General features: G+C 71.1%; 6 protein-coding genes and 1 pseudogene. 3 read left to right on the forward strand and 4 right to left on the reverse strand.

Translation table 11 applies throughout. The features are described 5' to 3' along the window. Positions 1-21: 21 nt before the first annotated feature. A complete protein-coding gene (locus B7L92_RS13450; protein WP_255310934.1) occupies positions 22-5919 on the reverse strand; it encodes a beta-ketoacyl synthase N-terminal-like domain-containing protein in 5898 nt (1965 codons plus the stop codon). Positions 5920-6313: 394 nt separating this feature from the next. On the opposite strand from B7L92_RS13450, the gene B7L92_RS13455 reads away from it, so the two are divergent. Further along, entirely contained in the window at positions 6314-7021 is a 708-nt protein-coding gene (locus tag B7L92_RS13455; RefSeq protein ID WP_081237646.1) for a 4'-phosphopantetheinyl transferase family protein, read from the forward strand. A gap of 1023 nt (positions 7022-8044) precedes the next feature. On the opposite strand, the gene B7L92_RS42315 is transcribed toward B7L92_RS13455, so the two are convergent. Together B7L92_RS42315 and B7L92_RS42320 are read right to left on the reverse strand one after the other, a co-directional pair. Further along, on the reverse strand, positions 8045-8398 hold the full coding sequence (locus tag B7L92_RS42315) for a hypothetical protein (RefSeq protein ID WP_255310935.1): 354 nt from the start codon (positions 8396-8398) through the stop codon (positions 8045-8047). Positions 8399-8441: 43 nt separating this feature from the next. Then, positions 8442-9041 (reverse strand): annotated as a pseudogene (locus B7L92_RS42320) (replication-relaxation family protein); the annotation flags it as partial. A 412-nt stretch (positions 9042-9453) separates the two neighbouring features. Between B7L92_RS42320 and B7L92_RS13465 the strand changes: the two are divergent. Both B7L92_RS13465 and B7L92_RS13470 read left to right on the forward strand, forming a co-directional pair. Then, a complete protein-coding gene (locus B7L92_RS13465; protein WP_081237643.1) occupies positions 9454-9930 on the forward strand; it encodes a DUF6924 domain-containing protein in 477 nt (158 codons plus the stop codon). 308 nt (positions 9931-10238) lie between these two features. Further along, positions 10239-10736, forward strand: coding sequence for a hypothetical protein (locus B7L92_RS13470; protein WP_081237644.1), 498 nt, complete (start codon positions 10239-10241; stop codon positions 10734-10736). Between the two features lie 265 nt (positions 10737-11001). On the opposite strand, the gene B7L92_RS13475 is transcribed toward B7L92_RS13470, so the two are convergent. Further along, on the reverse strand, positions 11002-12458 hold a 1457-nt coding region (locus tag B7L92_RS13475), incomplete at its 5' end, for a tetratricopeptide repeat protein (RefSeq protein ID WP_218030448.1).

Below are 12458 nucleotides of genomic sequence, written 5' to 3' on the forward strand. Positions count from 1 at the left end.
TTCTCTCCCCGTGGTCGCAGCTCAGCGGTGGGAACGGTCGAGCGCGGGGGCCGCGACCGGCGTGACGGTGAGATCGAGGCGCGCCGACCGGACCGGTCTCGCGGCGGGGCGGACGGGCCTGGTACGGATCTCGGCACGGCGAGGCCAGTACCGGCGACGCCGGTACTCCGGTGGCGGGAGCGGAGCCCGGCCGGTCCCCTCGGGCGCGCCGGGGCCGAGTACGACGTGGGCGTTGGTGCCGCCGAATCCGAAAGCGCTGACCGCGACGCGGCTGCCGGCGGGCAGTTCGGTCGTGGTGCGCGCGGGGAAGAACGGTGACTCGGCGAACGCGAACCGAGGATTGGGCCGCTCGCAGTGCAGGGTCGGGACGATCAGCCCGTGCCGGAGCGTCTGCACGGCCTTGATGAATCCGGCGATCCCGGCCGCGCTGAGCAGGTGGCCCATCGAGCTCTTGACGCTGCCGATCCCGCAGTACTCCCGGTCACCGGTGTGCCGCCGGTAGACGGCGGTCAGCGCCTGCAACTCGATCGGGTCGCCGATCATCGTGCCGGTGCCGTGCGCCTCGACATATCCGATGGTGCGCGCGTCGATGCCGCCGCGGGCGAGCACATCGGTGATCAGCGCCCGCTGGGCGTGCCCGTTCGGGGTGGTGTGGCCCATCGTGCGGCCGTCGTTGTTGACACCGGACGCTTCGATGACCGCGAGGATGCGGTCGCCGTCGCGTTCGGCGTCGTCGAGACGCTTCAGCATCACCAGCCCGGCGCCCTCTCCCGGGACGAAGCCGTCGGCGGACTCGTCGAAAGTACGGCAGCGTCCGGTGGGTGACAGCGCCTTGCCGGCGCTGAGCATCAGATATGGCTCTTCGTCCAGCAGCAGGTCCACGCCGCCGGCCAGCGCCATCTCGGACTCGCCCAGCATCAGGCTCTGCGCCGCCAGGTGCACGCTGACCAGCGCCGACGAGCACGCGCTGTCGACCACGAGGTTCGGCCCGGCGAGGTCGAGGAAGTGCGACACGTGCGCCGCGATGTAGTTCTGGTTGATCCCGACGATGGACTCGCGGGTCAGCGGCCGCAGGTATTCGCGGTGGTTGCCGGTCCGGCCGCCAACGAAGACGCCGACCCGGCGGCCGCGCAACTCCTCGTCGGTGTACCCGGCGTCGTGGACGCATTCGACGGCGACCTCCAGCGTCTTGCGCACCAGGGGGTCGAGCTGCCGTGCCGTCTCGTCGTCGAAGCCGAAGTAGCCCGGGTCGAACAGGGCGGCGTCGTCGAGGAAGCCGCCCCACCGGCTCTGGCTGAACCCGGGGCCGCCGTCCGGCCGGTAGAGCGCCGTGGTGTCCCACCGGTCCGCCGGCACGTCGCCGACCATGTCCCGCCCGGCGAGCAGTGCCTGCCACAGCTGTCCCGGGTCGGCGGCGCCGGGTAGCCGGCAGCCCATCCCGATGACCGCGATCCGCATCGGCACGCCGTCCGCGGCGGGCGTTCGCGCCGGCGCCGCGGACGCCACCGGGCCGGTGGCCGGGGCGCGCACCCCTCCGTCGGTGAGCGCGGCGGCGAGCCGGGCCAGTGTCGGATGCTCCTGGAGCAGGCTGGGATCCACGACGTCTCCGAGCGCCGCCTCGAGATCGCGGACCAGCTCTGCCATCAGCAACGAGTCCACGCCGAGGTCGACGAGGTTGGTGTCGGGCCGCAGCAGGGACCGATCGGTGCGGGTGGTCCGGGCCACCACGTCGGCCAGCCAGTCGATGTTGTCCGGCTCCGGCCCGTCCTCCGGAGCGGTGACCGGCGCCGGGGCCGCCTCGGGGGCACGCCGGGGCGCCCGGAACAGGTCGTCGGCCGGCACCGTCGTCCGGCGAGTCAGGCAGGGAAGCAGAACCGGCTCGCCCGGCACCCGCAGCGCCAGGTCGAGCAGTCGCAGCGCGTCGGTCTCCGCCAGGTCGGGGATGCCCAGCTCGGTCCCGGCGCTGGTACGCCGCTCGCCCATCCCGACGTCCCGCCAGAGCGGCCACCGCAGCGACCGGACCACGCACCCGGGCTCTTCCGCGTGCGCCTCGGCGAAGTCGTCGAGGACGTTGTTGGCCGCGGCGTAGTCCAGATAGCCCCCGGCCAGCCGCGGCGACCCGGCCGCGATCGAGGAGAACAACACCATGAGCCGCGGCAAACGGCTGCCGAACGCCGCCCACAGTGTCTCGACGGCGAGCTTGGGCCGCAGCACGTCATCGATCTCGCCGGCCGTCTTGGCCAGGAACGACCGGGGCTGGTGCATGACCCCCGCGCAGTGGAAGACCGCCGCGATCCCGTCGGTACGGCTTCGATGTCGGTTGACCAGTCGGCGCAGCGTGACCACGTCGTTCAGCGCATGTGTGTGGACGGAAAGCTTCACGTCCCGGTCGGCGAGGGCCAGCAGGGCGGTGAGGCGCGCGCGCAGCAGCGGGTCGGTCGACGGCTCGGCGACCAGGGACGCCCAACGGTTGCGGGCAGGCAGCTCGGAGCGGCCGATCAGGACGAGGTGCCGCGCGCCCCGGTCGACCAGGTGCTCGGCGAGGCGCAGGCCGATTCCGCCGACGCCCCCGGTGATCAGAACGGCGCCCCGGTCCAGACCGGTCAGCGAGTCGAAGTCGCCGGGCTGGGCGAACCCGACCACGCGGCGCCGCCGCCGGGAGCCGGCGTACCGGATCTCGGTCTCCTGGTCGTCGGCCGTGCTCTCGGCCGCGACCGCGGCGGCCAGGTCCGCAAAGTCACCGTCGACCCGGACGGTGCGGGAGACCACCGTGGGCAGTTCTCCGGAGACGGCGCGGTAGAAGCCGGCCAGCGCCGAGCGGCGGGCGCCGCTGACGTGCAGGCAGCGCAGGCCGGTACGCGGATGCCGGCCGAGCACTTGGCGCAGCACCTCGATCCGCTCGGTGACCAGCGCGCCCGGTTCGCTCCAGTCGACCAGATCGGCGACGCCGACCAGGCCCGGGACGGCGGGCAGCGGATCGCCGGGGCGATGCGCGAGGGCGTCGTCGCCGAACAGCGTCGGCGCCAGGTTCGGGTCCGTCGTGAGGACCAGGAAGCGCCCGCGCTGAGCCGACGCGGGTGGCGGCGCGTCCTGCCAGGCCGCGGTGAGGAACTGAGGGGCGGCGGTGGGCGCCGCCCAGTGCTGGTCCCGGCGGAACGGGTAGGTCGGCAGCGACACGATGGGGGCGGCCAGCACCGGGCCCTCGATCCCGGCGTCGCCGGTGAGCGGCTCGGCGTCGACGGCGGCGGCCAGAGCGTCCGCGAGTTCGCCGAGGTCGGCCGCCGTGACGGTGACGCGGCAGGCCAGCGTGGCGCGGCCGGTGCTCATCGTCCGAGCGATCGAGGCAAGCGGGGGCGCTTGCGGTGACCGCACCACGTTCAACAGCGCGACAAGCGCGTCCCGCAGGGCCTGCGGGGCGCGGGCCGACACCGGCACCGCCACCCGGCCGGTCGGCGGCGCCTCGGCGGCGGGCGGTGCCTCCTCCAGGACCACGTGCGCGTTCGTGCCGCCCATGCCGAACGAGCTGACCCCGGCCCGGCGGGGGCCGCCGCCGGGCGGCGGCTCCCATGCGGCATGTTCCAGCTGCAGCCGTAGCGGCGACCCGGACAGGTTGATCATGCGGTTCGTCCGGCGCACATTGCGGGTGGCCGGCAGGGTCCGGTGGCGCATCGCGAGAATGACTTTGATCATTCCGGCGATACCGGCGGCGGCCTCCAGATGACCGATGTTGGTCTTGATGGATCCGATGCCGCAGTGCGGCGCGTCCGGCATCGGGTGCTGACTTTGGGCGTACAGCCGGCGGAACGCCGCCACCATGGCCGACACCTCGATCGGGTCGCCCAGCCGGGTACCGGTGCCGTGCGCCTCGATGTAGCCGACGGTGGTGGGGTCGACGCCCGCCGTGGTGTACGCGCTGACCAGCAGGTCGGCCTGGGCTTCCGGGTTGGGCGCGGTGAACGACTGCGCCTGCCCGCCGTGGTTGACCGCCACCTCGCGGATGACCGCGTGCACCTGGTCGCCATCGGCGAGCGCCCGGTCGAGGGGTTTGAGCAGCAACGCGCATGCCCCCTCGCCGCGGACGTAGCCGTCGGCGCCGTCGTCGAACGTGTGGCAGCGTCCGCGTGGGCTCAGCACTCCGGCCCGCTGGTACGCCGCGTGCCGTCCCGGGTCGCACAGCACGTTCACGCCGCCCGCGAAGGCCTGGTCGCATTCTCCGGCCCGCAGCGCCGCGATGGCCTGGGCGACCGCGACCAGCGACGACGAGCAGAGTGTGTCCACGGTGACGCTCGGGCCGCGCAGGCCCAGGGCGTACGAGACCCGGTTGGCCACCAGCGACGGGGAGACCGCGACGCTCAAGTGCGGTTCGTCGCGACCGGCGTGCTCGGCCAGAACGGTGGCGTAGTCGGAGTGGCACACCCCGGTGTAGACGCCGGTCAGGCTGCCCGCCAGCGTGGTGGGATCCTGTCCGGCGTCCTCGGCCGTCGCCCAGGCCACCTCAAGCATGAGTCGCTGCTGGGGATCCATCAGCGCAGCCTCGCGAGGGCTGACGGCGAAGAATTCGTGGTCGAAGCGGCGAATGTCGTCGAGCAGCGCCGCTCGTCCCACCAGATCCGGGTATGCGGCGGTGTCCCAGCGGTCGATCGGGATGTCGCGGATCGCGTCCTCGTCGCGGCCGAGCAGGTCCCACAGCTCACCCACGCTGTCCGCCCCGGGGAAACGTCCGGCCATGCCGATCACCGCGATCGGCGCCGAGGCGTCCGGCTTCGGTGCGGCCGTGGCGGCGACCGGTCGGGGCTCGCGGTCTTCGCCGCGGATCACCCGCGCCATGGCGGCGGCGGTGAAGGCCTGGAACATGGCGCTGGGATCGATCTGCAGGCCGTGTTCGTCGTGGGCCAGCGCCACGACCTCGGCCAGCGCGACGCTGTCCAGGCCGTACCGGCGCAGGTCGTCGTCGGCGGTCAGGGAGCCGGCGAGCCGACCCAGCGCCCGTTCCAGCAGAGGCAGCAGCACCGCGTCCAGGTCGTCGGTCACGGGCGCCGGGTCCGGCGGTGCCGTCGCGGCGCGGGTGGTGACGGCGTCACCCCAGAGTCCGCCGAACACGCTGGGCCCGCGCAGTGCCTTGACCGTCTCGATCCGGGCCAGCGGCCTGTTGTCCCCCTCCCGCAGCAACGTCGAGGTCAGCACCGCCCGGTGACCGTCCTCCAGGCGCAGGTCGTCGAGCCGGTATCGCACGGTGTCCTCGGCGCCACAGTTCGCCAGATACACGACGTCGCGGCTGACGGTGGCGGCCGCGGTGGCCCACTCGCCGCCCGGCGCCAGCGAGTGCAGGTACCGGCGCTCGCCGTGGTCGTTGATATGCGGGTAAGAGGCGAAGTAGAGCAGGCCGAGGGCGTTGACGTCGACGACCGGGTTGAGCTCGTAACGCTCGGTGTGCAGCCCGGGACCGTCCATGTGGCGCCCGCTCTGAGCCTGGAAGTCGTGCAGGAAGGCCAGCTGGTCGGCGTCCGGCTCACGGGCCGACAGGCAGCCGGGGAGCTGTGGCACGCCGGGAACCAGCCAGTTACGGTCCGAGCGGCGGACGAAAACGGTGAGCAGCCGGACGTCGACGTGTGCCGTACCGGTGGCGAACCGGATGTCGGACAGGAACCGCCGGTCGTCCAGTCTGATCAGTTCACCGCTCATCTCGCCTTCGTCGAGCTCGGCGAAAGAGGCGAGCGAGGCGCTCGCGGTGTGCCGGACCCGGACGAAGGCCGGGAGTAACCGGGTGCCGTCGGCGTCGGCGAGTTTGTTGACCGAGGTGCCGAAGTACTCACCGATCAACGACCAGTGCAGGTCGCCGGACTCACGTAACAGCCAGTTTTCGGAGAGGCCACCGGTGGCGAGCGTCGGCAGGCCCAGAACGACGTGCCGGGCGGTCACGAGGCAGAACCGGAGGGGTGGTGACCGGGGAGCCGCGCGCAGCCCTGCTGCCGCCTGTCTGGCCCCCATATTCGGTGATATAACGGGCCAGAACTCACACTCATCTGCATCAGGAAACTCCCCCGTGTCATCCGTTGCATGCTGAACGTAACCCAGTAGATCACTCCCGTCTACAGCGCCTTGTGGTCACTTTTCGCCTTACTGAGCGTGACCGACTGCCGCTCAAGGAACGGGGCAAGACGGTCATTCGTGCAGCACACACCGAACAGTGCCGGGGCCCCCACCACCCACCTCGTGAGTCGAATTCGGAGGATGCAGTGGACAAGATTTGCGACATTCGTAACACCGAGCAAGCGGGTGGTCACTCGTGATCACCGGAGCCGCCGACACCGGATTGCTGAACGCCCTCCTTCCATCCGGTGTCGCCGTTTCAGAGCTGTTCACCGACCCACTGCACATCGACCTGCACCCGCAGGAGGCGGCCGTCGTGGCCCGCGCAGTCGACAAGCGCCGCCGCGAGTTCGCCGCCGTCCGTCTCTGCGCACGCACCGCGCTGAGACGGATTGGAGTGACCCCCGGACCGATCCTGCCGGGCCCCAAGGGTGCACCCCAGTGGCCGGACGGAGTGATCGGCAGCATGACGCACTGTGACGGCTACCGAGCGGCGGCGGTAGCTCATCGCGATACCTTCGCCTCGATCGGGATCGACGCCGAGCCGCACGCCACTCTGCCCGACGGCGTGGAAAAGCTGACCGCGCTGCCCGAGGAGCGAATGACCCTGACCCGGCTGGCCATCACCCACCCTCGCGTCCACTGGGACCGGCTGCTGTTCAGCGCGAAAGAGAGCGTTTACAAAGCGTGGTTTCCATTGACCGGTCGCTGGCTGGACTTCACGGAATGCATCATCACGCCCGATCCGGAACGTCACACCTTCACGGCCGACCTGACCGTGCCCGGACCGGTCGTCGCCGGAGACCGGATCAGCCGGTTCACCGGACGCTGGCACGCCGGGGGTGACACTCGACATGTCATCACCGCCGTCACCGTGCCGTGGCCCAGGGCGGTTGCACGTTCCGGGGGCGTGCGGCTGGTCGGGGTGTGACCGGTTGGGGTGCATAACGGGGGGAGCGCTCGGCGTCGTACTCGCTGCCCCCCGCATCCGCGGGGATGGTCCCCACTTCGCGGAGCTGTTCCGCTCTGCTCTGGACTGCTCCCCGCATCCGCGGGGATGGTCCCCCCGACGCGCGCCCCGACGTGGTGCTGTGCGGCTGCTCCCGGCACCCGCGGGGATGGTCCCGCACCTACGACAAGCGCGAGAGGAAGTGGCGTCTGCTCCCCGCACCCGCGGGGATGGTCCCGTCGCCCAGATGATTGCCCTGCGTGCCGTCGGCTGCTCCCCGCCCGCGGGGATGGTCCCCCGTCCGCCGTGCTCACCACCGTCACCGGCGACTGCTCCCCGCACCCGCGGGGATGGTCCCAACTGCGGCATCTCCTTCGGCAAGGAGTCGGACTGCTCCCCGCATTCACGGGGGTGTTCTGCAGTTGGCGGGCGCGCGTTGCGCAGTTGGTGGTCTTGCCGGGGGTGTGGCTGCGCAATTGCTGCGCGTTCGGCTGCGCAATTGCCTGCGCAGTGCTGTGGCCTGCGGTGGTGGGGTCCGTGGTCGGGGTTCTGGTGTCCGTGGTCGAGGGCTGCGTGATGCCTGGCCACGATCCTGACCACGGCTCTGACGGTGGTGGTCAGGGGTGCCGGGTATGCATTTCGGTGCGTCGGTGCGCAATGGGTTGGGGGCTGCGTAATCCGCCGTCCTGGTGTGCGCGGTGTGCTGGTCTGCGTGGTTGGGTTTGTGGCGGTTCGTGGTCGAGTATGGGGCTGCTTCTACGGTGGGGTGGTGGCGTGTGGCCTTGCCAGGTCTTGTCCGTCACCGCCTTGCCGTGTTCCCGCCGGCACCCGGACGTCTGCCACCTCGTCCAGCCGCCCGTCCTGTTATCCCGCCTCGTGCTCCGCATGCCTGCGGGCGGCGGCATGGTGTCCCGCCGCCCGCCGGGCTTCCCCTGCCGTGCGCTCGACGGCTGCGCAGTGTCTGTGCATGGCGTTGGCCTGCTGTGGTCGGGCCCATGGTGGTGGTCAGGGATGCCGGGTGTGCATCCAGCCGGCCCGCTGGCCGTGGCCGTGGTCGTGGTCGGTGTCGGGGATGGGGTACCAGACGGGTGCGGCGGGGCTGTGCTGGAGCAGGTCGGCCAGGGGTGCGGCGAGGACGGGAACCTGGCGCAGGAAGCCGGCCAGCGCGATGTCGCGGGCTGCCGCCCGGAGGGCGTGGATGCGGGTCTCGACGCCTGCCGAGCCGGTGCCGTCCAGGACGAACAGCAGGCGGGGGAAGAGCGGGTAGTGCTGGCGCCAGCTTTCCTGCGTCGGTTGGGGGGAAGGGCTGCTGCCGCGGCCGGGCCGCGGGTGCGGGCGCGTAACGGTGGAGGCGGGCATACGAGGACAATTTGGCGGCGAGGCGTTCGGGGCCCATGGTGGCGCGGTCGACTTCGACGAACGCCCGCAGCATCACCCCGCCCCTGGGTCCCTCCGTATCGCCGGCGCCGTCCGCGCCGTTCGCGCCGGTCGTGCGGTGCGCGCCGTTCGCACTGTCGGCACCGTCCGCAGAGCGGCGTTGGTAGTAGAGCAGGGCGTCGGGGATGACCGCCTCGCCGCCCCCCAGGGGGTGGCGGACCTCCGGGACCCAGTCCAGGGGCCGGCACACGTCGCCGCGGCGGCGGGCGTCCTGCAGGAACGCCAGCGCGGTCTCGGTCACCGTCAGCCCGTGCCCGGCTTTCAGCCGCACCGCCGTCCGGTCGGTCGCGCCCCGCGGGGGGCGTCGGCCGCGCAGCTCGGGCCACTCGCCGACGAGCTGCGCCCCGTACGGGGTGGGGTGCCACACCCGGGTGCGCCCGGCCTGGGGCAGGGTGATGCGGTCGATGAGCCCCTCCTCGCGGAGTTTGGCCAGCCGGCGCCGCGTCTGCTCGATCCGTACCTCGGGCGAGAGGATGAGGTGCATCTGTGCGGTGGTGGCCATCCGGTACTGGGCCAGTACCGCCAGCGCCAGCCGGTCCCGGCCGCCGGTGTCGACGTTCGTCATCGTCGGCTCCCTCCTCCAGCGGCACCCCTGTGTGTCGGGCGCCGCGGGTACGCACAGGTCAGCAGTCGGCCCCGACCACACCACCGACCATCAGGGCCCGACCGCGGTCACGATGCGACAACACCGCTCCCGACCCCGCTCATAACCCCCTGTGGTCTGTGCCGGGATCCCCGCTGGCAACGGTCCGCATCCACTCGCCGTTCAGGGCGTAGCCGCAGCTCACCATGCTGGTTCGCCTCTGATGGGGATCTTTGAAAACGGTTCTGTCCGCGGTTCTGTGACGGTCTACGTCCTCATGCCGAGTGCTGATGCTTGTGCGGGGCTGCGCTAGCCCGGGAGCGCAGCCGTCCGCGAAAACGGCCCATGAGACAGTCGGGCACAGCTCACCGATCGTCACCGAGGAGAAGGATCCATGAGAGCGTTGCCCGCCGTCACTGACCGGGATGAGTTCGATGCCCTGGTCGTCAGGGTCGACTACCACGACGACCAGGTGTGGCAGAACGTGGTGGCGGCGCTGAGGGAGCCCTGGGGAGACAGGCCGTACGAGGCGCATGTCCACTTCATCGACGGTCCGGCCTGGGCGGGGGCGACCGTTGACGAAGTGCTGACTGCGGTCTGCGGCGACGACAACCTGGCCGTTGTCTTTCTCGCCGACCGTACAACCATGCAGGCCGAAAGCCACGCGCTGCTGGCGGTCACCACGCTGACGCGGGAGGAGTGCGTGGACGATGAGGACTATGAACAGCTGACCGAGTTCGGCCGCGATTTCCGCACCATTCCCGCAGGGGTCCACGACGTCTACGCGAACCTGAGCATCGGCAACCTGGGCTTCGAGGAGTACGCGGCATGGGCTCACGATGATCCCGAGGGGATCTACCGGTCCTGCTGAATGTGGTTCACGGAACTGCGGACAGAGCCAGATTCAGGAAGCGCCTCACCCTTGGCCGTCAGCCCGCCATCCCTCTCTGTACACCCCTTGCGCCGCCCCGGAGCAGGGAGAAGCAGGGCCGCCTTTGTCCATGACGACGGACAGGGCTTCGACACCGATCCGAAAGACACGAGGCATCCGGGACCGGGGCGGGATGTTCACGGGTTCCGGCGGCGGTCTGTGTCCCCGGGGCTGGCTGGATCCGTTCGTGGGGTGCTGCCGTACGTTCGGCTCATGACGCGCGCCACGAGATCCCGCCCGGAGGGCGGATGAGCGGCTGGTGGGCCTATCTGGAGGAACGGACCCGCGGGGAGGTCGACGCGGGTGTGCTGTGTGATCGCCGGTTGAGGGCGGTCAAGATCGTGTGGGAGGCCCTGCGGCCGCTGGGACTGGGGCTGCGTGAGGCGGAGCAGGTGGTTAACGCGCGCTATGAGGCCCTTGGTGACCGTGTGCGGCGCAGGCCGCCCGATCCGCTCGACCTCCCCTCACTCACAGCCCGCGCCGCGGCACTCCCGGGCCAGGTGGCCGCGGTCGAGGCTCTGTGGGACGGCGACACCGTCCATGACTGGTTCGTGGTGCTGGTCGCGGTCCTGAACCCGGCTGGGGAAGGCCATCTGGCGACCGTCCACCACCGTCCTGGCGGACACCCGCCGGGCCTTGCTGCCGCAGCAGCCGGCCGGGCCCTGGCCGACTTTCTCGGGGTGCCGTTCCACTTCGCCTCCCCGCACGTCCCCGACGACCAGGCCCCGCGCTGGCGAACAGCCTGATGTCTGCCTGAAGGTCCGTGAGCGGAAGGAGCGCCGCGATGCCCGGGAGGAGGGCGGGCTGCCAGGCGCCTCCCGTTCCCATGAGCACCGGCCCCGAAGCGGTGCGGCTGCCTCCCGAGACGGTCAACAACCACTGCCAGAACTTGTGAGCCAACCAAAGGGCCGGGGCAGCGAGGCAGCCTGTGGCGCCTTACGCATCGGCGGAGCCTCCGCGTCCCGTATCGGGCGGACCGCCCTATCGAACCGGGACACGCGCAGGCATTACCTACGGCCGACCGCGTCGGCGCAGTCTCGACCACCAGCCGCGTTCCGCTCGTGCGGCTGCCGCCTCCGCATTGGCGAGGTTCTCTTGACTTCTGAGGGTGTGGGGGTGGTCGGGGCCGAGGATGCGTTCGCGGTCAGCCAGCGTGCGTCGGTGGAGGTCGATGGCTTCCTGATATTGACCGAGGCCGACCAAAGCGGCGGCCAGGTTGTTACGGCTGGCGAGGGTGTGGGGGTGGTCGGGGCCGAGGGTGCGTTCGCGGTCGGTGAGGACGCGGCGAAACAGGTCGGCGGCTTGCTGATACTGACCGAGCCTGACCAAAGCGGCGGCCAGGTCGTTGCGGCTGCCGAGGGTGTCGGGGTGGTCGGGGCCGAGGGTGCGTTCGCGGTCCGCCAGGGTGCGGCGGTGCAGGTCGGCGGCTTGCTGGTACTGGCCGAGCCTGAACAACGTGGTGGCGAGGTTGGTGCGGCTGGTGAGGGTGTCGGGGTGGTCGGGGCCCAGGGTGCGTTCGCGGCCGGTGAGGGCGCGCTGATGGAGTTCGGCGGCTTCTTGATACTGGCCGAGGGCGATCAATGTGGTGGCGAGGTTGGTGCGGCTGGTGAGGGTGTCGGGGTGGTCGGGACCGAGGGTGCGTTCGCGGTCGGTGAGGACGCGGCGGTGCAGGTCGGAAGCCTCCTGATGCTGCCCGAGAGCAGTCAAGACGTGGGCGAGGTTGTTGCGGCTGCCAAGACTGTCGGAGTGGCCGGGCCCAAGGAGGCGTTCTCGGTCGGTGAGGACGCGGCGATGCAAGTCCGCGGCTTCCTGATGCCGGCCCAGACCGAACAGGGTATTGGCGAGGTTGTTACCGCTGGCGAGGGTGGCGGGGTGGTCGGGGCCAAGAGTGCGCTCACGCTCGGCGTGGAAACGCCGGTGCAGGTCCGCAGCCTCCTCGTACCGGCCTAAGCCGACCAAGGCGATGGCGAAATTGGAGTAGCGAGCAGGGACGTCGGAATGGTCGACACGGACGTGGTTGTACAGGTCGACGGCTTCCTGATGCTGACCCAGCCCGATCAGGGCGAAGGCCAGGCTGCTCCGGCTGGCGAGCGTGTCGGGGTGGTCGGGGCCGAGAGCACGTTCTCGGTCGGTGAGGACGCGGCGAAACAGGTCGGCGGCTTCCTGGTATCGGGCCAGTCCGGCCAGGGCGACAGCCAGGTTATTGCGGCTGGGGAGAGCATCGGGGTGCTCGGCCCCGAGACGGCGCGTCACGGCGTTCAGAACATGCTGGCGTAGTAGATGCTCCTCGGCCGGGGCGTCGGCTTCACGCAGCACCCCGGCAAGGGAATCGAGCGTGCCACGGGCTGCGGTGAAGGTGGGGTCGGTGGCGCGGTCCAGCAAGGGTGGCAGGTGGGGTGCGAGGAGGCGGGCGGTGGGCCAGCCAGCCCGGCCGGCGTGGACGGTGTCCTGGACGGCCTGGGCCAGTT

The sequence above is a fragment of the Streptomyces viridosporus genome (assembly GCF_002078235.1).
GTDB classification, from domain to species: Bacteria; Actinomycetota; Actinomycetes; order Streptomycetales; family Streptomycetaceae; genus Streptomyces; species Streptomyces viridosporus.